The organism is Methanofollis fontis (genome assembly GCF_004297185.1).
GTDB classification, from domain to species: domain Archaea; phylum Halobacteriota; class Methanomicrobia; order Methanomicrobiales; family Methanofollaceae; genus Methanofollis; species Methanofollis fontis.
In genome coordinates, this window is record NZ_PGCL01000002.1 from 520650 (window position 1) to 546822 (window position 26173).

22 protein-coding genes are annotated in these 26173 nt (G+C 59.2%); 11 read left to right on the plus strand and 11 right to left on the minus strand.

The window, feature by feature from the left end:
* Positions 1-5 precede the first annotated feature (5 nt).
* From CUJ86_RS06450 to CUJ86_RS06460, 3 genes are read right to left on the minus strand one after another with little or no spacing between them, the layout of a single operon-like run.
* Complete coding sequence (locus CUJ86_RS06450) at positions 6-941, minus strand: DUF475 domain-containing protein (protein WP_130646732.1); 936 nt, start codon at positions 939-941, stop codon at positions 6-8.
* A gap of 54 nt (positions 942-995) precedes the next feature.
* A complete protein-coding gene (locus CUJ86_RS06455; protein ID WP_130646733.1) occupies positions 996-1265 on the minus strand; it encodes a hypothetical protein in 270 nt (89 codons plus the stop codon).
* A 39-nt stretch (positions 1266-1304) separates the two neighbouring features.
* On the minus strand, positions 1305-1763 hold the full coding sequence (locus tag CUJ86_RS06460) for a pyridoxamine 5'-phosphate oxidase family protein (protein WP_130646734.1): 459 nt from the start codon (positions 1761-1763) through the stop codon (positions 1305-1307).
* 175 nt (positions 1764-1938) lie between these two features.
* On the opposite strand from CUJ86_RS06460, the gene CUJ86_RS06465 reads away from it, so the two are divergent.
* Positions 1939-2358 (plus strand): HNH endonuclease, encoded by a 420-nt coding sequence (locus tag CUJ86_RS06465; RefSeq protein ID WP_130646735.1) that lies wholly within the window; start codon positions 1939-1941, stop codon positions 2356-2358.
* On the opposite strand, the gene CUJ86_RS06470 is transcribed toward CUJ86_RS06465, so the two are convergent.
* The 3 genes from CUJ86_RS06470 to CUJ86_RS06480 all read right to left on the minus strand — a co-directional run bounded on the left by CUJ86_RS06470 (position 2343) and on the right by CUJ86_RS06480 (position 6415).
* Positions 2343-3200 carry an ATP-binding protein gene (locus tag CUJ86_RS06470; RefSeq protein ID WP_130646736.1) on the minus strand — a complete coding sequence of 286 codons (858 nt, stop codon included), beginning with the start codon at positions 3198-3200 and terminating at the stop codon, positions 2343-2345. The genes CUJ86_RS06465 and CUJ86_RS06470 overlap by 16 nt on opposite strands.
* 1 nt (position 3201) lies before the next feature.
* Positions 3202-5157: an anaerobic carbon-monoxide dehydrogenase catalytic subunit gene (gene cooS, locus CUJ86_RS06475; protein ID WP_130646737.1), complete on the minus strand. Its 1956-nt coding sequence runs from the start codon at positions 5155-5157 to the stop codon at positions 3202-3204.
* Between the two features lie 79 nt (positions 5158-5236).
* The gene (locus tag CUJ86_RS06480) at positions 5237-6415 is read right to left on the minus strand and encodes an aminotransferase-like domain-containing protein (RefSeq protein ID WP_130646852.1); all 1179 of its coding nucleotides are present in this window, start codon (positions 6413-6415) and stop codon (positions 5237-5239) included.
* Between the two features lie 86 nt (positions 6416-6501).
* Here CUJ86_RS06480 and CUJ86_RS06485 point away from each other — a divergent pair, with 86 nt between their 5' ends.
* From CUJ86_RS06485 to CUJ86_RS06510, 6 genes are all read left to right on the plus strand, one after another.
* Positions 6502-6858, plus strand: a complete 357-nt coding sequence (locus CUJ86_RS06485) for a protease inhibitor I42 family protein (RefSeq protein ID WP_130646738.1) — start codon at positions 6502-6504, stop codon at positions 6856-6858.
* Between the two features lie 72 nt (positions 6859-6930).
* A complete protein-coding gene (locus tag CUJ86_RS06490) occupies positions 6931-7149 on the plus strand; it encodes a hypothetical protein (protein WP_130646739.1) in 219 nt (72 codons plus the stop codon).
* Positions 7150-7244: 95 nt separating this feature from the next.
* The gene (locus CUJ86_RS06495; RefSeq protein WP_130646740.1) at positions 7245-8276 is read left to right on the plus strand and encodes a phosphatase PAP2 family protein; all 1032 of its coding nucleotides are present in this window, start codon (positions 7245-7247) and stop codon (positions 8274-8276) included.
* An 81-nt stretch (positions 8277-8357) separates the two neighbouring features.
* The gene (locus CUJ86_RS06500) at positions 8358-9125 is read left to right on the plus strand and encodes a hypothetical protein (RefSeq protein WP_130646741.1); all 768 of its coding nucleotides are present in this window, start codon (positions 8358-8360) and stop codon (positions 9123-9125) included.
* On the plus strand, positions 9122-12295 hold the full coding sequence (locus CUJ86_RS06505) for a tubulin-like doman-containing protein (RefSeq protein WP_130646742.1): 3174 nt from the start codon (positions 9122-9124) through the stop codon (positions 12293-12295). The genes CUJ86_RS06500 and CUJ86_RS06505 overlap by 4 nt, the downstream gene beginning before the upstream one ends.
* Entirely contained in the window at positions 12292-13710 is a 1419-nt protein-coding gene (locus CUJ86_RS06510; RefSeq protein ID WP_130646743.1) for a hypothetical protein, read from the plus strand. The genes CUJ86_RS06505 and CUJ86_RS06510 overlap by 4 nt, the downstream gene beginning before the upstream one ends.
* A 106-nt stretch (positions 13711-13816) precedes the next feature.
* On the opposite strand, the gene CUJ86_RS06515 is transcribed toward CUJ86_RS06510, so the two are convergent.
* From CUJ86_RS06515 to CUJ86_RS06530, 4 genes are all read right to left on the minus strand, one after another.
* Positions 13817-14599 carry an ATP-binding response regulator gene (locus tag CUJ86_RS06515; RefSeq protein ID WP_130646744.1) on the minus strand — a complete coding sequence of 261 codons (783 nt, stop codon included), beginning with the start codon at positions 14597-14599 and terminating at the stop codon, positions 13817-13819.
* 101 nt (positions 14600-14700) lie between these two features.
* Positions 14701-15726 (minus strand): DUF1786 domain-containing protein, encoded by a 1026-nt coding sequence (locus tag CUJ86_RS06520; RefSeq protein ID WP_130646745.1) that lies wholly within the window; start codon positions 15724-15726, stop codon positions 14701-14703.
* Positions 15723-19280: an anaerobic ribonucleoside-triphosphate reductase gene (gene nrdD, locus CUJ86_RS06525; RefSeq protein ID WP_235855605.1), complete on the minus strand. Its 3558-nt coding sequence runs from the start codon at positions 19278-19280 to the stop codon at positions 15723-15725. The genes CUJ86_RS06520 and nrdD overlap by 4 nt, the downstream gene beginning before the upstream one ends.
* A 53-nt stretch (positions 19281-19333) precedes the next feature.
* Positions 19334-19603 (minus strand): glutaredoxin family protein, encoded by a 270-nt coding sequence (locus tag CUJ86_RS06530; RefSeq protein ID WP_130646747.1) that lies wholly within the window; start codon positions 19601-19603, stop codon positions 19334-19336.
* 168 nt (positions 19604-19771) lie between these two features.
* Between CUJ86_RS06530 and thpR the strand changes: the two genes are divergently transcribed.
* The 4 genes from thpR to CUJ86_RS06550 all read left to right on the plus strand — a co-directional run bounded on the left by thpR (position 19772) and on the right by CUJ86_RS06550 (position 25331).
* A complete protein-coding gene (gene thpR, locus CUJ86_RS06535) occupies positions 19772-20320 on the plus strand; it encodes an RNA 2',3'-cyclic phosphodiesterase (RefSeq protein ID WP_130646748.1) in 549 nt (182 codons plus the stop codon).
* Positions 20310-21680, plus strand: coding sequence for a CCA tRNA nucleotidyltransferase (gene cca, locus CUJ86_RS06540; protein WP_130646749.1), 1371 nt, complete (start codon positions 20310-20312; stop codon positions 21678-21680). The genes thpR and cca overlap by 11 nt, the downstream gene beginning before the upstream one ends.
* 548 nt (positions 21681-22228) lie before the next feature.
* On the plus strand, positions 22229-24940 hold the full coding sequence (locus CUJ86_RS06545) for a PAS domain S-box protein (RefSeq protein ID WP_130646750.1): 2712 nt from the start codon (positions 22229-22231) through the stop codon (positions 24938-24940).
* The gene (locus tag CUJ86_RS06550; protein ID WP_235855596.1) at positions 24894-25331 is read left to right on the plus strand and encodes a response regulator; all 438 of its coding nucleotides are present in this window, start codon (positions 24894-24896) and stop codon (positions 25329-25331) included. Before CUJ86_RS06545 ends, CUJ86_RS06550 begins: the two co-directional genes overlap by 47 nt.
* A gap of 109 nt (positions 25332-25440) precedes the next feature.
* Here CUJ86_RS06550 and CUJ86_RS06555 read toward each other — a convergent pair whose 3' ends face one another.
* The gene (locus tag CUJ86_RS06555; RefSeq protein WP_165394801.1) at positions 25441-26127 is read right to left on the minus strand and encodes a type 1 glutamine amidotransferase; all 687 of its coding nucleotides are present in this window, start codon (positions 26125-26127) and stop codon (positions 25441-25443) included.
* Between the last annotated feature and the right edge of the window lie 46 nt (positions 26128-26173).

The following is a 26173-nucleotide window of genomic DNA, read 5'->3' on the forward strand; positions in this document are numbered from 1 at the left end:
CCCCTTCATGCCGAGCGCCGCTGTCCCATATACCGGGAGAAGCGGAAGGATTTCCAGAGGAAATATCCGACGACGGCAAAGGTGATCACCGGCGAAAGCCATGAGGGGATGTGAACGCCGAAGGAGTCCAGGAGCATGATCATCCCCAGGCAGAGGATGGAGTACATCGCCCCGTTCTTCAGGTAGACATATTTCCTGATCTCTTCGATATTCCTGATCGTCAGTTCGCGGACGACGACGGCGCCGAGTCCGTTGCCCAGAATGATCAGCGGCACCGAGAGCGTGAAGGCGAAGGCGCCGAGCACCCCGTCGATGGAGAAGGTGGCGTCGATCACCTCAAGGTAAAAGATCTTGCTGATGTCGGAGAGGTGCCGGGTCTTGAGCTGCTGTTCCTTTGCATCGGCGTTCATCCTGAATCCCTGAACGATGAAAAACGCCGTCGAACCCATCACCGCCCCGAATGCCATGAGGGGACGCATGCCGAGGGCAAACCAGACAATTGTAGCGAGGACGATCGAGACCGCCGCATAGAACCAGACGCCCTTTCCGGCAAAATAGTGCTCACCCCGCAGCCCGAAGTGTTTGGGTTCAAGAAAGAGCCAGTGGAGAAAGAGAAAGATGAGAAAAGTCCCGCCACCGATGAGCAGCACGGGAGCGGAATCTTCGATCGCCGCCGAGACCGCGGGGTCGTCTGAGAAGGTGGCGGTGAGCGCCCCCACCGGCCCGAGGACGGGGGTGGTCGCCCAGACGATCAACCACGGCAGGACGCCTCGAACAACAAAGACCGCAAAAAGAAGGCCCCAGAGCAGGAACCAGCGCCTTGCACGCTCCCCCATCGTCCCGAGCACCTCGGCGTTGATGATGGCGTTGTCGATGGAGCTGATCGTCTCGAAGAGGCAGAGACCGGCGACCGTGAGGAGCAGGGCGGCGAACCCGGACATGGCGATGGGGAGATGGGGCGAGGGAGCGGATAAAGATAGGGGGAGGCATGCCCCTCACCCCTCCGCCGCACCAGGACGCCCCATAAGGATCAGGGCGATGAACGTCGAAACCAGCGCCCATACGCCATTTTTCACCAGACCGACGGGATCGGACGGACCCGGAGCGGCATACAGGGCTGCCGCAAGCGCACTGTCCCACCACTCGCCCCCCATACCGACGGCTGCAGCGCCGAGCGGTGTGATCAGGATGCCAAACACCGTATAGATGATGAAAAATTCGATGAAGAACACCCACACCTGACACAGCCACCCGGAGAGATCCATGACCACTCAGGGCCGATCCTCATAGTAAAAAGTGCTTCGTCAGCCCACTCGCTTCCCGGTCATGCCGATGATCCTGATTCTGAAAACGCAGACCATGGCGAGGACCTCTTCTGTGAAAGCATGGCCTCCCCGTCCAGAGTACTTCGCCATGATCAGGTTCAGCGCCCGTGCCTTTTCCGCGGAATCATCGATCATCTCGGCCGTCCCTGTACCGCACACGCTATGGTAACGCATCCCCCAGCCACACGGTGTCTCAGCAGGGAGGAGTTCTGCACCGACGACCGCACTAAAACCGACCACAGGGTTTTCTCTGAGGATCTCCACCTTCCTGCCTTCAAGGGCCGAATGGATATATATGGCCCCACAGTGATGGGCAAAGTTCAGAGGTACGGCATAGGGTCCGTCATCGCCACAGAGGGCGAATGTGGCATAAACCGCCTCATTCAGGGCCATTTCCAGTTCAGCCTGATCTGTAATCTCCCTGTCAGCCCGTCGCATAAAATCAAGGTGATGAGTAGCCGTTAAGGAAGAAATACATGCTGGTCCCAGGGCATTCGACAGCGCAGGAGAACAATCAGGCCCACATCGGTCGAGAACTGCGGTTGAAGGAGACCTTAATACCAATCCTTATACAGGCGCAGGTCAAACGCCGCTGTACATTACCTGCCGAACCATGACGACCTCCATCCAGATCTGCCTCTCCTCATTCGACCCATCCGGACCGCCCCTCTGCAGGGAGCGTCCTGCCCTCAACGGGTATATCGGCCTCTGCATCCACTGCCCCCATGCCGACCGGGGAGGGGGGAGGCTGAGGTGCAGGCGCTATTCCCGCCGGATCACGGTGCGGGAGAAATACGCCCTCCCGGCATGGAAACGCCTGCGGCGGGAGATCGTTGATCGGGACGGGGGACAGTGCGTCGTCTGCGGCAAGGGAGATCACCTCCATGTGCACCATATCGACGGCGACCCCTCCCACGACGACCCGGGGAATCTTGTCAGCCTCTGCGAGCACTGCCATGCCCGCGCCCACCTGGAGATTCGGAGGGGCGGCGAGGAGCGGGTGAGACGCTTTCTCCATCATTCACAGCGGTGATCCCTGAGGCGCACCGAGAGATCCCGGACACCCCGGAGGAATGCGGAATCACCCCCGAGCAATGAAGAAACATCGGGTTCGGTCAGGCGGACGGAATCGTCATACGGGAGCCAGACGACCGATGTGAAGCACACGGCAGAACCGATCAACCGTTCCGCCCGTTCACGCTCGATGTTGTCCCTCACCCGGTTCACGACGAGGTGAACCGCAGGGATCCCCAGACCGTCTGCCAGTTCTGCCGCATGCCGGGCGACGGATATGGCGTTATACGAGGGATCGGCGACCACGACCGCATCGGAAAAGCCGTGGGCGAGCGCCCGTCCGAAATGCTCCACACCGGCCTGCGTATCGAGGAGGACGGCATCGCCGTCTCCGAGGGCGATCGAGCGGACCAGTCCTCCAAGAAGGGCGTTTTCCGGGCAGAGGCACCCGCTCCCGGCGCGGCCCACCGTACCCATCACCAGCAGGGTGAGGCGGTCAGAGAACCGGATCCCGAACCGATCGACGGCGTCATCGACGTCGGGGTTGAGGGTGAGCATGCCCCCCCACCCGCCCGGCCGCGCCCCGACCTTCTCCTCGATGTATGAGGCGTTTTCGGACAGCGGCACAATTACATCGGATTCAGGACAGCCAAGCGCATACGCAAGATTCTCCTGGGGGTCGGCGTCCACGGCAAGCACTCTCTCCCCTGCTCGGGCAAGAAGATGGGCAAGGAGGGCGGTGATCGTCGTCTTGCCCACGCCTCCCTTGCCGGTGATCACAACCCTCAGCCCCCCGTCGACTGTCCCCCGCACATCCTTCAGGGCATCTGCGGCCTTCCGGATCTCCTGTTTTCCTGCCATATCAGATCCCGAGCCCGCTCCGTTTCTCCTTGATATGCGCCTCGATGAGGTCCGCCGCCCGCACCGGATCGGGCTCAACGGCAAAGGTCGCATGGACAAGACCGTCCAGTCCCCGGGTGAGCAGGTCGACGACCGCAGGGCTGCCGGTGATCTTTGGCATCACGCCAAGCACCGTATAGACACCGGACGCTACAAAATACGAGGCGATGGAGACCGCTTTCTGGGAATACCACTCAGGCGCCGCCCCGGCGATCGGGAGACGGTGGATGCCGACGCCGATCTCCCGGGCCAGTCCCGCGGCCAGTACCAGAATACGGGAGCAATCCACGCAGGAGCCCATATGGAGGACGGGCGGGATGCCAAATGCCCTGCAGACGTTAGCAAGCCCGGGCGCTGCCATGTCTGCCGCCTCCGGCCGTAACAGTCCCGCCTTCCCGGCGGCGATGGCGGCGCACCCGGTCTCCGCCACCAGGATGCCGCGCCGGATCAACTCTCGTGTCAGGGTGACATGCCCCTCGTCATGGCGCACCTTCGGGTTGTTGCAGCCGACGACCCCGGCGACGCCCAGCACCGATCCTTCTGCGATGGCATCGACGAGAGGGCTAAATCCACCGAAGTGTCGTCCGATCGCCTCCACCGAAAACCCGGTCATCGCCTCAACAGGTTGTCCGGGGATGAGCACGCGGGCGGGGTCGCGCTCCGGGAAGGCCTCGATGCCGAGTCTGACGATCTCCCGGGCCGTCTCCAGCGCCGACTCCGGGTAGAACGGGAAATAGAGGGACCCCGGCACACGGGACTTCGGGCTTGTGGAAACGATCCGGGTATGATAACAGCTTGCCGTGCGGGGCAGGGAGGGGAAGATGCACTGGTAATCGATGATCATCACCTCCAGTGCGCCCGTTGCGATGATCAATTCCTGGTTGAGATGGTTGCCCGCCTGCGGAATCCCTTTCCGCATCAGGAGTTCGTTGCCGGTGCAGCAGAGACCGACCAGGTTGATCCCGTCGGCCCCGGCTTCCCGGGCCAGATCGAGCATTTCCGGCTCTCCCGCTGCCCGGACGACCATCTCCGAGAGCACTGGATTGTGCCCGTGCAGGGCGATGTTCACCCGGTCGTCCTTCAATACGGCGAGGTTGACATGGGAGGTGTTCAGATCGGGTGTCCCGAACAGGATGTCCGAGGTGTCGGTCGCCATCAGGGAACCCCCCCAGCCGTCGCCGAGGGAGGTCCGGAGACCGTGGACCAGAATATTTGCATAATCCGCACCAACACCCATCTGGACGCGGTGCATCGCCTCCACGATCTCACGGTCCACGCTCCTCGGCATGATCCCGGCCTCGTCCCAGACCTGGCGAGTGGCGTCGGGTGCACGGCGCGTGAAACAGATCTCGTTCTTGATCGTCCCGTATTCCTCGAGCATGGCAAGGGACACGTCGGCAGCAACTGAGAGATCGTCCCGGCCAGCGCCATCGATTCCGTACTCGCCTGCGATCCGCCGGAGTTTTCCGGGGTCACTGATCATATAGCCGGCGGCTTCACCGGTGGCCGTTTTATGGAGCGTCTCCACGATCTCGCGGCCGTGGTCGGAGTGCGCCGCCGCACCGGTAGCGATCATATCCAGCAGGTTGCGCGCCACAATCAGGTCGGCATCGGCACCGCAGACACCCCGGAGACGATTGTGTTCAGGTATGATCCGGCACGGCCCCATGGCACAGCGGTTGCATGACACGCCGGATGCACAGAACCGGCACGGCGGTTGCTGCTGTTCAAAGCGATCCCAGACCGTCTCTATCCCCTCCTCCAGGGATAGTTTCAGGAGCGGTTTTGCCGTCTCATCGATCGTCCGCTCTTCGGCCTTCGCCTCAATCACTGCCGGGTTCATCAGCGACAATTTCGCCCGTTCAAGGGCAGTGCAGGCTATCCGCTCCCGGATATAGGTCCCTTTCTTCTGCTCCATGGATCCTGTCCCCCCTTCAGGATGAGTCCATGACCTCCACAGGCAATAAAGAGCGCGCCTCAATGAACAGAGGGGAGAATTAGAGCAGAGACCTGACCACGCGGGCCAGGCGCTCCATCCCCTCCCTGATGGACGTGGTGTCCGCATTCGAGAAGTTCAGCCTGACGGCATTCCCCCCGCCGCCGTCCGCATGGAAGGGGGCATCGGGAAGCACCGCCACACCCTGCCGGACGCCTTCCCTGAAGACCGCCATCGATCCGACACCGTCAGGGAGGAAGAGCATCATGAACATCCCCCCCTCCGGCGAGGTGCGGCCGACGCCCGGCGGAAAGATGTCGTCGATGAGGTCGCACATCAGGCGACAGCGTTCTCCGTAAATCCCGGCGACACGGCGGACATGGGCGTCGAGATCGGCCGTCGAGAGATAGCGGTGGAGGATCATCTGGCAGAGCAGGTTGGAGTGGAGGTCGGCCGCCCCCTTTGCCACATTGAACTGCCGGAGCACGGGTTCGGGAGCGCAGATCCAGCCAATGCGCATGCCGGGAGCGACGATCTTCGAGAACGAACCGGAGAGCATGGTGCCGTCCGGGAGGTAGCGCTTCACCGGGGGACGGGGGCGCCCGTCGAAGAAGAGGTCGCCGAAGGCATCGTCCTCATAAAAAACCGTCCCGCTTCCGTCCAGGATCTCCGCAATCTCACGCCTCCGTTCGTCGGAGTAGGTGGCGCCCGAGGGGTTCTGGGAGTTCGGGATCCCGTAGAAGAACTTCGGGGCGCGCTCCCTGATGAGGGAGGCGAACGCCGCCGGGTCAGGCCCCCCTTCGATGAGGGGGACGGTGCAGATCTCGGGTTGATACAGGGAAAAGGCCTCGATCGCACCCAGATAGCCGGGACGCTCCATGCCGACGACGTCGCCGGGGTTGAGAAAGATCTTGGCGGTCAGATCAAGGCACTGCTGCGAACCGTTCACGATCTGGATCTCATCAGGGTCCACCTGAATGCCGAGACGGCGCCGATATCTCGCGGCGATGAACTCCCTCAGCGGGAGGTGTCCATCTGTCGTCGAGTACTGCAGGGCGGCCCGCCCCTCCTCCTCCAGCACCTCCCGGGCGGCACGGGCGATGCCGTCGAGATCGATGAGGGAGGCGTCCGGCAGTCCGCCGGCAAAGGAGATGATCCCGGGCAGATTTGAAACCCGGAACAGTTCTCCAATAAAGGATTCAGGCACCGAGAACATTCTGTCTGCAAAACGGTATTTCATCGGATCTTTACCGGGCGCGAACATCATCTCCATATCGGTGTGAGTGGCAAAAAGGGCTTTGAAGGGGGAAAAGCATATGCCCCCGCATGAAGGCATGGATCTGTCTGTTCCTGATGGCAGCGGCGATCACCGCCGGATGCACCGGGGCGCCGGAGAGCGTGACGGTCGGAGTGGAGGAGAACGGCACAGAGGTCGCCGTCGCACTGGGCGGTCAGGTGACGATCCGCCTCCCCGAAGATCCCTCGACCGGCGATGAGTGGCAGACCGATCTCTCGGACGGACTGGTGGTCGTGGACGAACGGCGCACACCGGGGTGGCGGGAGTGGACGGTTGAGGCGTTTGAACCAGGCACCCACCGGTTTTCGGCATATCTGACCGGGCGGTTCGACCCCCCATCGTCCGCCGAAGAATGGTATACCATCAGCCTGCGTTTTGTCGGATAGGGAGGGATCCGGAAACACGGGCATGCGGGAGCAAAGCACCCTTTTTTTCTCCCGGCACCAAATATCGATCATATGGTCAAGCGTCCGGGAAAAGAGATGACAGTCCTCTTCGTCGCCGTGATCGCCGGTCTGGGTGCGAACCGGTTCATCCGATCGGTCTGGCCGGATACGGTTGTTGTGGTGATCGTGACCGCATCCGTGATCGTGGCGACCGATCTCCTCCTCACCGCCATCCTGAAACAGATGGGATGGTGGGGCGCAAGGGAGGGGGATGGGGGCGGCCCGCCATAACCCGGACCTGATGGAACACCGGAGAGGTGCGGCCCCGCTACCCCGATCGAGAACGGGAACGGCTATCAGCCAATCCCCCCAAACCATCGGATCAGATGGACACCCTCCAGACTGAGATCGGTGCCGTGCTGTTTGTGCAGGCGCACCTGATCTGGCTGACACCGCTCATGGACCTTTTCACCTTCACCGGCATGCCGCTCTTCTTTTTCATCGCCCTGCCGACGATCTGGTGGTGCGTCAGCCCGCGCCTCGGGCTCCGTCTCGGTGTTCTGATCGCCCTCTCGGGCGGGCTGAATGGCACGCTCAAACTCCTCTTCCATACGCCGAGGCCCTACTGGGTGAGCACGGAGGTGCGCACCCTCACCACCCATCCGACCTTCTCGATGCCCTCAGGCCATGCCCAGAGTGCCGTCTGTTTCTGGGGCTATATCGCCGCCCGGGTAAAACGCCACTGGTTTTCCGCCGTAGCAGTCCTGATCATCCTGTTCACCGGTTTTTCCCGCGTTCTGGCCGGCGTCCATTTCCCTTCAGACGTCATCGCGGGCTGGACGATCGGTGCCGTAGTCCTCATCGCATTCATCACACTCGAACGCCGCTACTCGGGCGCCATTGCAGCGCTCCATCCGGCGGTCCAGACCGGGTGCGCCATCGGGGCCTCCCTCCTCATCCTCGTCCCGGCGCTGGCCCTCTCCACATACGGCGCACCCCTCCCGCCGGAATGGATCGAGACGGCGACCACCGGCTCTGGCCTTCCGGCAGAGGTCGTCATCAACCCCTACAATCTCTCTGTCGTCATCTCACTTGCCGGGATCCTCCCGGGAATCGGGGCGGGGGCGGCATGGGAACGAGGCAGATTCTCTGCCGGGGGGAGCATCAGGAGGCGACTGGCGCGACTCGCCGTCGGGATGCCCGCAGGCATCCTGATCTGGGTCTGCACCGCTCCTCTCACCACATCCAGCCACGGAACGCTCGGACTCGCCGCCACCTATCTCCAGGCGGCGATCATGGGGTTCTGGATGGCGGGGGCGGCGCCGCGCCTCTTTTCGGTGCTCGGCATCGATGGAGCGGGGGGCAGGCAGGAAAGAGGCCATTGTGCGGATGGGTTTGAGGGGATCAGAGAACAATGACAGACGGGATGGGCCATTCACGGCACACAATATATCCAACAATATAGAAATTATTTTATTTATGAGATCCCTCTCTGGGGTATGGTCCGGACCGAGAGGAATATACGGAAGACCGCAGTGGCGGGGAGTTCAGCCGGCGCCCTGTACAGATTGCTGATCCTGTGCATCGTGCTCGTCTGCCTGCCCGCAGGTGCGGCGGCGCTGCAGGTCGAAATCGATGGGGACGTCCCTGAAGAAGTGGTTGAGGGCGAACTCATCGACTTTACCATCACGCTCTCCGGGATCCCGCCGGCAGCAGATATGCTCCATCTCGACACCGACCTGCTCCGATTCGGCGACGTCCCGCTCTTTGTACCCGCAGAGGGGGGGAACGCCACCAATACAACGCCCCTCAATCTCCCCGTCCCTCCGGGCAGCGGTCCGATGAGTGTTCGCCTTCAGGGTCAGGTGCCGGCGGTCACAGAGATCACGCAGTGCGGGGCGGTCGTGCTCACGACCTTCGACCCGAAACGGAGCGGTTATACCTATTATCGGGTCCGGTTCACCGATGACGACGGCAACACCCTGACCGAGAGCGACACCCGCCTCTTCTCGATCAGGGTCGAGACCATCGATACATTCAGGGACAAACTGAACAGGATCGACGATCCCTTCATGCGGTCCTATCTCCAGGAGATCTTTGAGAAGGGGCTGGTGAATGAGGCAAACACCCTCGCCAACTATGAACTCGGGCGGGAAGATGGGATCCCGATCATCTGGGCGGCGGCCGGCATTGTGGTGACGGCGATCGCAGCACTGATCGCGGGGATCTGGATCGGCGGACGGGAGATCGGGGGTGGCGAAGAATGAATGGTGAACGGCGGTCAGGGGCATCACTCCAGCTCCCCCTGGACCTGACGATCTGCGGGCTTGGCGGGTGCGGGAAAAAAATGGTCGGCGAAATCTGCAGAATGGAGTGGTTCCTACAGCACTATTCCGCCGCCAGCAGGCATCTGCGAATCTATACGATGGACACCGATGCCAACGAGCGATTCCAGGACGAAAAACAGCGCGACGAAGTGCTTGAACGTGTCGAAACACTCGGGGGACGGGGAAACGTCGAATATGACGCCCTCTATCTCCCCAACCTGGCGAATATCAGTCAGGTCTCGGACCTTGCCGGGGCGGAGATCGCTGAGAAGATCAAGGGGGCCAAGGCCGAACCGGGAGCAACCGTCTGGTGGCTGAACGATCCGTCCGAAGAGGGACTGCGTTTCGACGAACTCCGGACGATTGATCCCTTCATTATCGACGATTTCGGGGGTGGGGTCCACCGGCGACGGGCGATCTCCAAGGCCATCCTGTACAAGGTGATCAACGAAGGGCAGGCGAGCGGTTTTCCGATGTTCTCCACGATGGGAACGACTGCCATCGTCGTCGGTCTCGGCGGCGGGACAGGGTCGGGGATGTTCATCGATCTCGCCCGGTATATCAGAGGTCAGCGCGGGGAAACAGCCCAGATATGGCTATTTGTCGTCCTCCCGACCACGATGGAGGGGGAGAAGGAGCAGCTGAACGCCGCCGTCGCCCTGACCGAACTCGAGTATCTCAACCAGAACGAGCGTCTCTTCAACTACATCGTGCTCACCTCACTGGGCCCCACCGGCTATAAGAAGGGCGAGGAGGCGCGTGTGGAGGTGCACGAGTTCGATGCGGTCTTCCCCTCCATATTCACCAACGTCCTCCACCTCGAAAAGGGCGACATCAACATCGGTGACGCAAAAAAACCCTTCACATCGTTCATGTGTGCGGATGCGCACGTGATCACCTACCCGGTCGAGGAGCTCAGGAGTCTGAAGGGCAGCTACGAGCGGATCATCGGGGCGATGGAGGAGATGACCGCACACAGAAAACGGCTGAACGGCGCTGTCGGCGACCTGATGGATGAGATCGGACTGAAGCGGGAGGCACCGCCAACACGGAGCGAGTTCGATTACATAAAAAAGGAGTATGCCACCGTCGAAAAGGTCTGGAAAAATGAGATAGGCGGTTTGCTCCAGTACCAGACCACCGTCGCCGTCGAGTTCTTCATCGAGAACAATATTCCTGCCGAACTCAGACCCGATGCCGTCAGGACCTTTGACGACCTCGCCGATTTCATCGCAAAGGTGGCGACCTTCTCGCAGGCGGTGAAGGAAGAGGAGTTGAAGGACGAGATCGACCGGAAACTCTTCAGGCTCCTGCCCGAGACCTTCCACGCCCTCGAAACAACGGCCAGGATCATGAAACGGATTGCAGCGGTCGAGGACGAGGCCCTTCACACCGCACTCATGGAGACGCTGAAGGGGAGGGAGGAGATGGCCCCGTTCATCAGGGACATCGCCGCCGCCAGAAAGGAGGTGACGGAGGAGATCCGAACGCTGGAGGGTGCCCTTCAGGACAGGCGGGCGGAGACGGAAAAATTACAGGAACAACGCAATCGGATCGGCGAGAAGGCGGATCAGGTGCTTGCCGGCACAGACGTGATGCTCGACCAGTACGTCACCCTGAAGGAAAAGGCACACACCGCCGAATCGGCAGAACCGGAGATTCAGCAGGCGATCAATACCGCTATCGTAGACCTCAGGGAAAAACGGGTCAGAGGGGGCGACCGGAACACCTGGCTCGCCGCCGCCGGGGTGCCAGATATCCAGCGCGAAATTTCGGCGCTCTCCCACGAGATCGACGAGGACCTCGACGGCCTGAACGAACTCGTCGAGACGATCGCCCTCTTTTCCTTTTATGATATGCGCATCCGGCGGATCGATGCCGGCGGTATCGGGTCGAAGATTGTGGGGATCATCAACAAACGACCGGCACGGGAACGGAAAAAATTCGAAGCGCTCAAACGCGAGAGCGAGGAGTCGATCAAGGCAAATGCCCGCTACTGGAACCTCGTCATCAATGCGCCCTTCGAACTGGAGATGCCCGGAGATTTCCTGAGCCGCAGCCTGCACAGACGGGCGGAGGATATCAGGAGACGGATCCTCGACGAGGTGTTCGGCACCGTCGATGCCGGGGACGCCGGGGAACTGGCGACCATCTTCGAGGAGGCGGAACGGGGCCGGATCCGAAATACACTGAGGGAGCGGCTGATCGACGCCCTGCTCGGGCAGGAGGAGTATGCAGAGCGGTATGCAGCAGTGGAGAAGGAATCCGGCGACCTTGCTGCACGGCTGAAGGAGCGCTCCTCCTACAAAAACGCCCTGGAGAGGACCGAGGACGTGGCGGACGAGACCTTCCCCTCCCGCAGGGAGAGCAACCGGAACGCCCGGATCTTCCTGGCGACTCTTGTCGAGATCTCCGAACACGGCAAATCACGCGGCAAAACAACCAAAGGACTGTATACCACACGTTTTGGCGAGATCAATCCGCGGATCCTCTCCCTTCTCCACGAGGGATCATCGCTTCGGGACCTGGACTGGGACGAGAACGGGCAGCGAGAACTCGATAAACTTCTCTCAGAGGTCGCAACCGCCTACAAGCACCTCCTTGACAACTACAAGCTCGGCATCCATAACCTGCTGATCCCGATCACCGCCACCGAGCGCTGGAACTTCGGCAAGGTCGGTCTGGTGATCGCCTCGCCCTCCGAGTATCTCTCCCGGGCCATCACCAGCTCCCGGGTCGGCGACGAGATGAGACGGGATATCAACGACACCCTGGCCCTGCGGAACATCAATGATTCCCGTCTGGTCACCCATCAATATGCCCGACCATGGGAGATCACCCTGACGTTCGTTGCCGCCGCGGGGTTCCTGGACAACATATCCCCCCTCATCGCAGGCGGCGGATACTGGGAGATCTATGAGAGAAACCGGGACAACATCCTCCATCATGTCATCAGGATGCATGACGGCGAATACATCACCAGAACCAGACTGATGGACCTCAGGGAAGCCGGACAACTCTCCAACCGCGAGAAAAAGGGAGAAAATGTATCTGAATCGGTGCTCGGCCTCTACACTGTCAGGGGGATCAGGGAGGCACTGCAGAGATGAGGGTGAGGGACCGGGAGCGTCTGGCCCTTGAAGGGGGAATCGCAGCCACCGGTCTCGCCCTCTCGATCGCCCTGCTGCTGGTGGTGCCGGATGCAGTGTCCGGACCCCTGCATCCATTCCTCTCCTACCCGATCGGCTTTTTCATCGGATTTCTGGTCCCGGGCGTCTGCGGACTCATGATAGAAGGGCAGGCGAGAAAACACGGGACGAACCTGCTTGCCCTTATCACGCCCATCGCCGCCGTCTATCTCATCCGTTCAGCTGATCCGGCTATTCCAGCCGTTGCCGCAGGGATCCTTGCAGCACTGACCGCAACAGCTCTCACCCTCGTCCAGAACCGCTTTGATACCCTGGCTGAATCAATCCGCCTGATGTTCATGCTGCTCTTCGCAACATGTGCCATCTCCACCATTCTGCTGATCCTGTCCAGTCCCCCCCTCCTGGTGGCGGGCGGGTGCGCCCTCCTCTTCATTATGGCGCTGTTTGTACGCAGGATGGGACCACAGATCCGCCCCTCCGAGATCTTCATGATCGGTCCGACGGGTTCGGGCAAGACGCTGCTCATGGTCGCCCTCTACACCTATATTGTGGGCGAATACGCCGGGACCAGACGGAGCGTGATCCTCAGCGGAGAGGGGCAGGAGGAGACGATGCGGATAGAGCACCTCATCTCAGGTCTCGAGAGCGGACACCTGCCACCCCCCACCCGGGGCACCGACCTTGCGATATATCGGTTTTCCGGAAAAAAATACGGGGTCATCCCGGTAGAGACAGGCATCGTCGATTATGCGGGATCTCATGCCGCCTCGATCGATGATTCCGCCGGCTTTGCTGCCGCCGTCGAGACCATCGCAGGGGGAATCGGGACCGAACCGGCAGAGATCATCGCCCATATCGGTGGGTTCGACTATATGAAACAGCTGAAAGAACGGCACGCATCAGATATTGCCGGGATCATGGACGCTGTCGTCACCGCCTGCATCTTCCGGAGGGCAGAGACCGCAACCAGAATCCTGTTTCTCATCGACGGTGATGATATCGTGCACTTCCATACCACCGGGAGGCAGCGACTGACATCCCTCTTCGGATACTATACACAGGTGATGGACCTCCTGGGCAGTGAGCGGGCGTACGGTTTCGTCGTCACAAAGGCCGACAGGATTCGCAATATACGTGATATCGAAGAGCGATCGGATGAAGCGCTCCGGATCGAACAGGAAATCTATGAGATACTCCTGCCGATCAGCACCTTCCACGAGATCCATAACCGTGCCCTCACCATCCCGATCCATTTCTATGCGGTCAGCGTGAACGCCATGCTTGAGCCCGAGGATCAGGAGAGGGAGGAGGGAGAGACAGGGTTCCGGCAGGTCTATCCCTGGGGCATCGGGGAGGTGGCGAGGTTCGGGATCTGAGACGCAAAAAGAGGAGGGCGCTCAGGGAGCAAAAGCAGGAGGAGCAGCAGAATAAACCTTTTCCGGCCGGATTAGAGGCTGTTTCCACACACCCGGAACGGTATATTTACATCATCATCCGGCCGAGAATCTCCTCAAGGCCGACGATATAACCGATGCCCCGGTCCTGCCGGTCCTTGATCTGCGACACCGTCAACCGGGCATTTTTGGTCTTGCCGCTTCTTGAGGTGACGGTGACGGTATAGGTCTGTTTGAGCATGGCGGCGGTCAGGAGGTCCTGGAGGAGTGTCGCCTTCCCGAACCGCACCGGCGACTGCCGGTCCTTCATCGTCAGGACGTGCACGATATTGACCAGAAAGGCCTTTGCGTACGACGCACCGGTGATCCGCTCGGCATAGGGGTTCATGAAGATGATCGTCCCCGTCTCATTGATCAGGATATAGGCGTCATCGCTTGCCATCTTATCCAGCACTTTCCGACGATTTTTACTCATTTCAGGATTATTCATCAGAAAAGCGTTGTAAGCAACCTCGATTGTGGCGCAGATCCCCTCCTTGGTGAAGGGTTTTGTGACGTAGCCGAACGGTTCCGCACTCTTTGCCCGTTCAAGAACCTCCATATCGATGTTCCCGGTCAGGAAGACGACCGGCGTATTGAAACTGTGATAGATGTAATTTGCACCGTCGATACCGTCGAACTTCGTTCCGAGATTGATATCCATCAGCACGAGATCAGGGGCATACTGAACCACATGCTTGAAGGCATCCTGAACATTCGATTCGCATCCGCTCACCTCATATCCCATCCGCGTGAGCATGGTCTTCGTGAGGGTCGAGAGGATGGCATCATCCTCGACTATCAGAATAACGGGTTTTTCCTGGGGATTCATGGTTCAGGACACCGGATATAGCAGTAGCTGAGTATTTTCGCACCATACTATATAAGATAATTGAAACAGGCGTTACCACAAACCCGTTATTCCAATTTCTGTCATCCGTCCCTTCTTTTTTTCCAGATTTCCACTAGTCCAAAACTCCCGGTAAGCATCATGTCTCCATATGCAGCCGCCTGCCATGCATCAGGGAGGAGACGACGCCGGTTCGGTCCGGTGACGGCAACCGGCGTCTGTCCAACCGCTTCATACATGGCGGCGCCGTGCCCACCGTCATCGAAGACCTCCCGGTTCGTGAGCGTTCCCTCCTGAAGACGGCGGATGAGCCCCTTCAGTGTCGGTGTATCGAGTGCGGCGGTGTGGTGCTCAAACATCCCGCAGACGCAGGTGCCACGGAGGGTGAAACAGAGGGTGTGACCGTTGCCGGCATTCACAATGGTAATGCCGCCTCCTGCCCGTTCTGCAACCCAGGGATCCAGGAGGGCGCCGATCGCCGCCGCCGGACCGGTGTCGGTGACGAGCGCTCCGGGGGCGCCGGAGAGCACTGCCTGCATCCTGGTCATCGAGGGATGGGGGGGGTCGGGGGCGAGGGCATAGAGGTCCCGGTCTCCGGACTCGAGGAGATCCCTGAAGACTTCGAAGCGGTGGAGGCGGTTGGAGACCTTCGGCGAGTATCCATGGTCCTGCACCGCCACCGCCACCTGTTCAGGATAGGTGACGCCGAACAGTGAGAGGGCCGTCCGGATCTCCTCCTCCATATAGTCGCCGGTCCGCACCCGCATCGCACCTGCAGCCGGTTCGTCCGTGACCCTGACGCCCATCCTCTGCACCCGTTCAGGATCGTCGTGGATGGTCGGTGCGGCCTCAGGAGACGCCGTCACCGAAAGACCGGCACCGATCGCCGCCATCACCGCAGAGACGCTTCCACCGCCGCCCATGCACGTCCCCTCCAGGTGGACGGGCCGACCGACCTGTGCGGCGCTCCGGATCGCATTCCCGACGATGACGGTCGGGGAGGGGAGGACGAGCCTGAAGGAGTTTTCTGCCGGGATATCGGGATCATAGATCAGGATGTCCTGTGTTCCCCTCCCGACGTCCACGGCAAGAATGCGGCGGTCGCTCATGTCCGTACACCGGCCGGGGTGTCGGTCTCCAGATGGCCGGGCACCTTGCGGCCGCCCCGATAGTCCTTGAAGCGCCTGAGGGAGACCGTGAGGTCTCGGGTGAAGGCGAAGTAGCCAATCTGGGTCTTTCTGCAGAGGTTCATCGCCATGTCATAGAGCCCCCTGGGATCGGGTCTGGCTTCGCCGAGCCAGATATGGAAGATGTTGCCACCATCGACGATCGGGAAGAAGACATGCTCGATCTCCATCCGCTTTGTGAGGGGGACGTCGGCGCCCGGCGCCACATGGGTGCCGTTGGTGTAATACACCGGCAGATCCCGGGTGGTGCCGCAGTCGGCGACTGCTGTCTCGACATCGCCCTTCATCACGCTGAGGGCCGCATCCCTGAAGCGCTCGTCGATCATGTCGGCGACAGAGAAACGCTGACCGGTCGTCTCGGCCGGTGTGCGCGCCAGCGCGATCGTCATGCCGGTGCGGGCGCTGATATCACGGGCATACAGCTCCAGCTCGGTCATCGCCCGCACCGCCAGCCTGAACGAATCTTTTGATTCGTGGAGCTGACTGCCGGTATGGTGCTGGACCATCTCATTGACGCCGACCACACCGATCGTGTAGACGAGGCCCTCGAGGTCGACCGCCACCTCACCCCGCTCCCCGGTGTTGGGATCCTTCGGGCGCTGCATGGCAAAGGGCATCCGCCCATTGGTGCGGATCGTCTCCATCCAGCGCCGCTTGATCGTGAACACCTCGACGGCCACATCCATCAATGCCTTCAACTCAGCAAACAGGCGCTGGTCGTCACCTTCAGCCCTGAACGACGCCCTCGGACAGTTGATCGAGACCACCTGCCACGAACCCATCGAGAAATGCCTGCCGTCCCTGAAATAGAGTTTGTCCTCAAACTCCGAGTCCTTGTCGAAGGTTGCGGAAAATTGATACGCACAGCATTGATAGCACGAAATCCCGTTCCCTGCCCCCCGATAGGGCGGGAGCTGGTTGTCGTAGTAGGGGGTGCCGAACTTGGAGGCGAGCTCAAAGGTGAGGAGGTAAAGGTCCTGGTAGGTGGGGAGGTCGGGGTGCTGGCGGTTGAACTCCTCGTCCTCGTCCATGAAGTCGGGTTCGATGGATATCTCGGGTTTCGGGAAGGAGAAGGGTTTGCCCCAGGCGTCGCCCTCGAGCATCACCTCCATCATTGCCCGGAAGAGCAGGCGGACCTCCCGTTCGAACTCCCCGTAGGTCCGTTTCGGTGCCTGCGTCCCGTCCCAGACCTTCCCCTTGTAGACACAGGGCTTGTCCCGCCAGAGGCTCGGGACGCCGGGAGAGAGCTGCACCGAGGAGAAGACCAGCTGACCGCCACGCGCCACCATCATCTGGGTCATCTCATAGACGAACATCTGCATCAGCTGCCTGATCTCCTCATACGCCATCCCCTCAAAGAAGGGGGCAATGAAGGTGAGGAAGTTGTAATATCCCTGCCCGCCGGCGAAGTTGGTCTGGGCGCTTCCGAGGGCCTTGACCGCATGGAGGACCGCAACCTCTGGACGCTTTGCCGGTCCGGCCACGCTCGCCTTCGTGCCGTTGCCGTCCGGCATCAGGCCGTAGTAAAAGAAGTAACGGAGGTCCCAATCTTGACAGTTATGCACGAGAAGCCCATCGGAGGCGAAAAATGTATGACTTTCCTCTGAACCGTCCCCCTCAAGAAAGAGATCATAGACCCATTCACCGGAAGGAACCGCCTCATCGACGGTAACGACCTCCTCTCCCCGGTGTGCACGCCCCATCGGTTGTACAGCGGCACAGAACCGATCGAGGTGATCCTGCCGCTCATCCAGGAAGCGTGCAATTCGGGCAAAGGTCCTGATGTTTGCAGAACCATTGAACTGGATGCGGTAGAGTGTCGTGCGAGCATCATCCGAATAGAGATCGAGAATATGCGACCGGATCCCGAACGAAGAGAGCAGGAGGGAGATTTCCTGCCTGAGGGCGGGCGAGGCGGTGGTGTAATTGACAATACAATCAGATTTCTCCGGTCTGTAATACACAGAACCGTCGCCGGTGAAGAGTGCCGACAGGAACTCTCTCTGGAGGGCATCGTCAAGGTGCCAGACAATCCAGGGGAGGCGCTTGTTTTCAGCTCCCTCCGGTACGGCAAAGACATATCTGAAGAGGAGCCAGCCCAGTTTCCCGCCGAAATAGACCTGCATCGCACGGTTGTGCTCAACACGGGCGCCATAGATCTCGGTCACATCAGGTGTGCCGCCGGAGAGGGTCGCATAGCCTCCGAGCGCCGTTCCGACATCGTTGATGATCGCCCCCGACTGATGATTCTCGGTGATGGCGAGGTTGTAGGTGCTGCCAGGGACAACATCATAGTTCCCTTCCGATACAAAGAATCCGAGAAGACGGCAGAGGGCAGGGGTCACCGGCATGACAGCAGGGAGTTCGTGCTCGCTGCCGGCGACGCCGATCCTGAGATCTCCATACTCCTCAATACCATAGTGTTCGGAAAAGGCCCTGAAGAGCGTGAGAGGCATGCTCCCGCGGGTGAACCAGTCCTTTTTATGTGCGACGCCGAGGGCACGGGATATGCCGGCAAAACTTCCCTCCATCTCCGAGATCCGCTCGAACAACGGGCGAGCGCCCCGAACCCAGACCGTATCCAGGAGGTCTGCAGGCACCGATCGGGAGAATTCCCGGATCAGGTCGATCGAGGAGACCGACGGCCCCCGGATCTGTTGATCTCTATCCGTCCCGTAGAGCACGTCACCCGCACCGATATCGGCGGCCTTTTTGATCTGCATCGCCCCATCGACCAGGACCGGGATCCGGTGCTCGCCGGTAACACGAATGCTCTTTCCGGTGGCGGTACGGATACAGAGCATCTCACCCTCCGCAACAGGACGCCGGGTGACCTTGCATACCCGCCGATATCCGCCCGGGGTGAGGGCCTCAAGAGCGTCCGGGCGATATTCCTCCCCCTCAAGAGGCAGTTCGTCAAGTCGGATTGTCCGATGACGCCCTGAATGACGGAAAGGAACGATTGTGCCGCCGTCCAGACAGAACGGGCGTGAACCAAAGTATTCGAGGTCATGGATATGGAGGTCGCCCGCCAGGTGGCGGTCTGCGAGGTCGGGCGGGAGCTGGAGGAGGTACTGCTCCTTGCTGATCTTGTCGGCCTTCTTTTTATGGGAGGTCTCGGCGTTCTCCTGGAGGTTGGCGTTGTCGTGGGCCTCAAAACCCCGACCCACATCAATGAGGTGGGCGTCAAAGACAGGGGTGCCGACGCGTGTGCAGACATTCCTGTACTCGACCATCCCGCGCTCAAGGAAGGTCATGTTCACGATCTCACGGATGAGCGGACCGGAGAGGGAGCGCAGACCCAGTTTCAGGATCCGCTCCTCCACGGTCCTGGCGATCTCCTCGGACTCCTCGCGGCTGGCACCGGAATACCCATAGAACTCCTCAACAAGACGGGTCTCCTTCTCGATCTGGGCGACGATCTTGGAGCGGTCCCACTCAAAGATATGCCCCTCCGATGAACGAACCTTCGGCATCGGGGGGAGAAAAACGCCGTCGAGGGTCGCCTGTTTGCTATGCCGCTCCACCCTTACTCACCCGCGGCGATGCCGTCGACAACCTCGCCGCGCACGCGGCCGTCCTCAAACAGATCCGCAGAGGTATAGAAATCGTCGCCCCAACGCAGCACCGGCGCTTCGTTGACAAAGACACCATTCATCCGCATTTCAGTGAGGGATTCGGCGGAGGACATGTCAGCCTCCTCGTAACGATAGCCCTTCTCTTTCAGGTATTCCTTCAGGAGTTCGCAGTTCGGGCAGAACTCAAGCGTATATACGATAAAATGTGTCTGGTCGGCCATAGATTACTCTCCCGCAGATCCCGTGGTATGACGGGGATTCCGCCCGTAGGTATCGGGGTGATCCCATATGGATTGATCCCACAGAATGAATCAAATTTTTTCTGGGAATGAATCAAGGTTGTGATCCGTCGATGAGGCTTTGTAGTTTGCTGCCGATACTGTGCTGCTATGGTGCGGGCCTTTGTCGCAATAGACCTCTCCGATGCTGTGAAGACCGAACTCGGGCGGATGCAGGGGCACCTGAGACGGAGCGCTGCCCGTCTCTCCTATGTTGACCCGTCCCTCGCTCACATCACCCTTCTGTTTCTGGGAGAGGTAGAGGATTCACGGCTGGAAAGCGTGAAGGAAGCGCTTCTGGGCATTCAGGGGACGACCTATGACCTGGCGGTCACCGGCGTCGCCGGGAACAATCCGCGCCGCCCGCGGGTGATCTGGTGCACCGTCGAGGACGGGGGCGCCACCGCCCGTCTGGCAGACGCCGTCGAGGGGGCGCTCAGGCCCCTGGGGTTCAGGAGGGACCGTCGAGAGTTCACACCGCACATCACGCTTGCGCGGGTAAAGGAGTTTGATCCCTCCCTGCTGGAGGGGATCGCGGACCTGGCGGATGAAACGGCAGGTCTGTGCACTATCGACCGGATCGTCCTGAAACAGTCCACCCTCACCCCGAAGGGGCCGATATACCAGACACTGCTGGAGGTGCCCCTCGGTGCGCACTGATGCCGAAAAGGAGGCGCTCCAGCGGATCAGGCCCCTTACCGATGAGTACGACGAAATCCTGGGTGTGGCGGCGAGGATCAAGGAGGAGGTCAACAGTTCCGGGATTGCCGAGGCAATGCTGGTCGGATCGGTGGCGCGGGGGACCTGGGTGCGGGGCGACCGCGACCTCGACATCTTCATGCTCTTCGATCCGGCGCTGTCGAGAGAGGAACTGGAAGAGAAAGGGCTTGGACTCGCACGGCGGGTTGCAGACCGACTCGGGGATGAGTGGCGTGAGAAGTACGCCGAACACCCCTATATCAACGCCACGATCAATGGTCTCGACGTGGACCTCGTACCCTGCTACCGGGTGGCGAGCGGTGCCGAGATCAGGAGCGCCGTCGACCGCACGCCGTTTCACACCCGCTATATCAGGGAGCGGATCGCCCCCTTTGTCGACGACGTCCTGCTCTTCAAGCAGTTTGCCAAGGCGGGTGGGGTCTATGGGTCCGACCAGATGACCGAAGGGTTTGCAGGCTACCTCTGCGAACTCCTCATCCTCCACTACGGCGGTTTCACCCCTCTGATCAGGGCGGCGACGCACTGGAAGCCCGGTCTCCTCATCGACATCGAGGGGCACGCATCGCGTGCGTTTGACGAACCGATGGTCGTCGTCGACCCGGTGGATCCGAAACGGAACGTCGCCGCCTCGGTCTCCCTCGACCAGATGTTTGCATTCGTCGAGCTCTGCCGGGGTTATCTCGACGCACCATCAGGGGCGTTTTTCTTCCCGACCCGTGAAGAACCCCTCTCAGGAGCGGCGTTTGGAGAACACACCGGAGAGCGGGGGACACACCTCTATGCGGTCACCTTCGCCACGCCCCCCTTTATCCCCGATGTCGTCGTCCCCCAGCTGCGGCGGAGTCTGGAGGGCATCAGGGCGTTGCTCGAACGCTCCGGGTTTGTTGTGAACCGCGCCAGTGAGGCGATGGGGGAAGAGCGGTGCATCCTCCTCTTCGAACTCTTCTGCGACGAGATGCCGCACATCGTCAGGCACATCGGTCCTCCCCTCTGGAGCCGCGCCAATGCCGAGAAGTTCGCACGAAAATGGCGGGAGAGCGACTGTTTTGCCGGCCCCTATATTGAAAATGGGAGGTATGTCGTCGAGGTGGAACGCCGCTATACCCGTGCTGGAGACCTGCTCGCCTCGCCGCAGATGCTCGGTGTAGGACTCGGCAAGCATGTGAAGCGGGCGATGGAGCAGGAGTGGGTGGTGCTCAGAGGAGAGGAGTGCTGGAGCCCGGAATTTGCCGGATTCCTGACAACATTTCTCAGGAAGGAGTCACCCCTGACCCACCTGGTGCGGAGCGGACAGGCGTAGATTTTACTGCCATATCAACCAGGAAAAGGTACACAAAGGCCCCATTGGGCCACCACCTGCGCTCCCTCCCCGGAGGTCTCTGGGATCCTGATCCACCGATCTCGGATTGTTCAGGGTGAAACGACGACCTTCCCTTTTTCAGAGGTTCAGAGGTCATCCCGGAGATGGGCAATTACGTTGGATAAATCCCCAATTAACGGCATGAGATAGCAGTATTGCCCGATCGTGGGTGCCGCACACCGAATCCCGTGATGACGATCAACAGGGGAGTGTGCTCCAGGCGATGATCTCTGGCCTGGACGATTTTATAGCATAATTTACACCCATTTTCGAATGACACCTGAAAAGATATAATATGCATTTTATTTAATAAAATAAAAGATATCAATAATAGAAACCATTATATATCAAAATTAATATTTACACACAATGTGGGCATCTCGATACCGAACACCACAGAAACCACACAATAAAGCCTGAAATGCATTTCAGGCCAAAAAAAAGGCATCTAAAGGAAAAAAGCCAGATGTCCATACGCGAGGGATGAGATGATACCGGAAGAAGAGGTGAGGAGGGAAACGCAGGACCGGCGTATCTTTGATAGCCTGGCAACTCCGGCATGCATCTTCAACAGCATCACCCGCACGGTGGTCCAGGGCAACAAAATCTATTCAGCCCAATTCGGTCACCTGCTGAAAACAGTGGATGAACTCTTCTGGAAGAGCAGGGAGGAGTATGATGCATTTATCCACCAATTGCAGACAGATGGATCTGTCACGGACCACGAGACGGTCTGCGAATCCCGTGACCTTTTCATCTCTGCCTCACCGTTCTCCCGCACCGAGGTCCTCCTGACCATCTCAGATATTACCCAATGGAAAAAGAAAGAAAGAAACGCACGCATCCAGCGTGACCTCGGGATCGCTCTGGCCTCCTGCTCATCGATCAAAGACGCATTAAAACTCTGTTTTAATGCGGCAATTGCAGTGAGCGGCATGGAATGCGGAGGGATCTATCTTGTAGAAAAAGAAACGGGCGACTTTGTTCTCGCCCACTGGGACAACCTCTCAGAGCATTTTGTCAGAACAGTGTCCCGTATGCCCCATGATGCCAGTTACACACGCCTGATTCTGGACGGAAAGGCACTATATTCCTGTTTTAACGACATACAGGCATTTTTCAACCCTGCGGCGCGTCAGGAGGGGTTGTGTGCCATCGGACTGATACCACTCTGCCACCGCCGTCAGGTCATCGGTACCTTCAATATTTCCTCGCGGCACCTGAAAAAAATCCCTGAATCTGCCAGAAATAACCTTGAAATAATTGCATCCCTGGTCGGAAACGTGATCGCCCGCATCCAGGCGGAAGAGGAGATTGCAAAGAGCAAAGCGGACATGCAATCGTTTTTCGACTCGATCAGGGACTATATCTTTGTTCTGGATGAAGAAGGGGGGATACTGCATACAAATCAGGCAGTGCAGGAATGTCTCGGCTACACCGATGAAGAACTGCACACCATGAATGTCCTTGATGTGCATCCCCCCCGGAGGAGAGATGAGGCCCTCGCCATTGTTACCGAGATGCTTGACGGCAGAAGGGACGTATGCCCGATCCCCCTGCTAAAAAAGGACGGCGGACTGATACCTGTTGAAACCAGGGTCACTCCGGGTCGCTGGGACGGAAAAAAAGGGCTGTTTGGCCTCAGCAGGGACATTACAGAGAGAGAGAAGGCAAAGGAGCAGCTCAAAAGACACGATGATATTTTGCAGGCGGTCGGTCTGACTGCCCATAGTTTTTTGCAGAATGAACGATGGGACGAGGAGATTGACCGGGTGCTTGAGCGACTCGGGGAGGCAACAGGAGTCGATAGGATCCATATCTTCCAGAACCATGAAGCCGATGGCGGAGAACTCCTCTGCAGTCAGCGGTTCGAATGGTGTATCCCTGGTGTCGAATCCCGGATGGATAATACCACCCTCCAGAATATTCCCTATGAAAAAGCAGGCTTTTCACGCTGGATACAGGAGTTACAGAACGGCCGCGTTGTTGCAGGCAATATCGAGACATTCCCTGAAGAAGAGAGAGCGTTCCTCTGTTCGCAGGGGATCCGGTCTCTCGTCACCGTCCCCATCGTTTCAGATTCACACTGGTGGGGTTTTATCGGATTCGAGACATGCAGGGAGGAGCGGGTCTGGTCTCAGGCAGAGAACGATGCATTACGTGTGGCGGCAGACATCTTCGGCGCCGCCATCCATCAGACGATGATGAATGAGGTGTTCAAGCAACCGGTTGAACAGTCGCTCCTCGGCACCTATCTGATCTGTAACGGCACATTTGAATATGTCAACCCCCGGTTTGCGGAGATCTTTGGATATGAGGTTCACGAACTGGTCCACACAGAGAAAATCGAGAACCTCACGCATCCAGAAGACTGGTCCCTCGTTATTGAACAGATGCAGAAGAGACTGTCCGGGGAGGCGGAGTCCGCCCATTACGAATACCGGGCCCTCACAAAAGGGAATGAAATCATATATATCGAGGCATATGGCTCATCCATAGAATACAGGGGAAAACAGGCCATTGTCGGCAACATAATGGACATTACCGAGCGAAAACACTATGAAAACGAACTCAGGGATTCACTTCAGGAAAAAGTGGTGCTCCTCAATGAGATCCACCACAGGGTCAAGAACAACCTGCAGATCATATCGGCACTCCTCAGATTGCAGACCATGAACCTGAATGGCGATTCAGCCCTTCAGGGACTCATAGACTGCGACAATAGAATCTTAACAATGGCGCTCATCCATGAGAGCCTCTATAAATCTGAGAACTTTATGCGGATTGAATATAAGAGCCATGTCAATAGTTTAACCAATAATTTTGCCTCTTCGGATGACGGTTCCGGAGGGGTGTCATATGATCTGGACATTGGCGACATCATCCTTGACCTTGACACGGCGATCCCCTGCAGTCTGGTGATTACTGAATTCATGATACTATCCCAGAAGGATTCTGTCAGGGGGAAGGGGAAGCGAAGGATCGGCATCCGGATGAATAAGAGTCCGGATTCCCAGTATTCGCTGGTCCTCAGTGATGACAGACTGTGTCTGCCAGCAGATATCGACCCCGATTCATCAAAAAAATTCGGACTGAACCTGGTCCACAAACTCGTCACCGACCAGCTGAAAGGTACAATCGAGGTCCGCACGGGTGCTGGGACGCAATTCGAGATCCATTTCCCGGAAATCAGGGGTTAAGAGCATGAAGAGGAAAAAAATACTGATTGTTGAGGATGAAGCGCTCATCGCGATGCTGCTGGAAGACATCCTCACAGAATCCGGATATAACGTGGCGGGCCCGGTGAGCAACGGGATGGACGCCATCAGACTGGCGGGTGAAGAGGATCCGGATCTGATCCTGATGGATATTCGCATCGAAGGCGATCTCGACGGTGTTGAGACCACAATCAGGATTCGCGAACTCTACACCATTCCGGTGATCTTTGTGACCGCCCATTCAGATCCTGATACATATAAGAGGGCCATGAGGACCGAACCCTTCGGTTTCTTGCTCAAACCCTTCAATGCAAATGATCTGACATCAACGGTTGAGAGTGCGATCCAGAGACACCAGGAAACCCAGATATAACTCTGGTGGAGAGTTTCTCCGTGCGATTGGGATACCCCGGCATCTGCAGGAGAGCATGCCCCGCCATCAACGACAGGACGAAGTTTGTCATATAAAATGAGGTCAGGGCTCAGAGGCCGTTCAGAAAATTCCCGATGATCCGGCGTGAGAGGTGTTCGCATTCCTCGCTCCACCCCCCCGCATACTGGAGCACCGTCCCGGCGGGGAGGTCGGCGCGCCTGAGGTCGGCGGCATAGACCTCCACCCATTCCTCGAGCATCGCCATCGTCACCTCGGGATGGAACTGGAGCCCGAGAGCGTTCCCGAACCTGAATGCCTGATGTCGGCAGTGGCGCGAGGTGGCAAGGAGTCTTCCCCCCGGCGGCAGCGCAAAGGTGTCGAAATGCCATTCGATCGTCGGGATAGTCCGGGGCACCTCATGGAACAGGGGATCGTGTCTCCCCTCCCGGGTGAGGGTGACAGGAAACAGCCCGATCTCGGGGACTGCGTTCCTGGTGACCGGGGCCCCGAGCGCCTTTGCAAGGAGCTGTCCACCCAGGCAGAAACCCAGGTAATGGCCGCCACCCTCCACAAAGGTCCGGATCGCCCTGTCGAGGTCGGCGAGGTAGGGGTAGCGCTCCTCTTCATAGACGTTCATGGGACCGCCAAGAACGATCATCGCATCGCACTCGGCGGGGACCGGGTCCCCCAGGTCCATCCGTGCGACCGAGACCGTGCAGCCGCGCTCGCGGAGCAGACCGTCAAGGAGGGGTCCGGGCCCCTCGCACTCGATGTGCTGGATTATTGCAACATGCATCTTTATCACAGGCGTTGTGCCGCATCGGCGGCGTTCTGAGTTATGG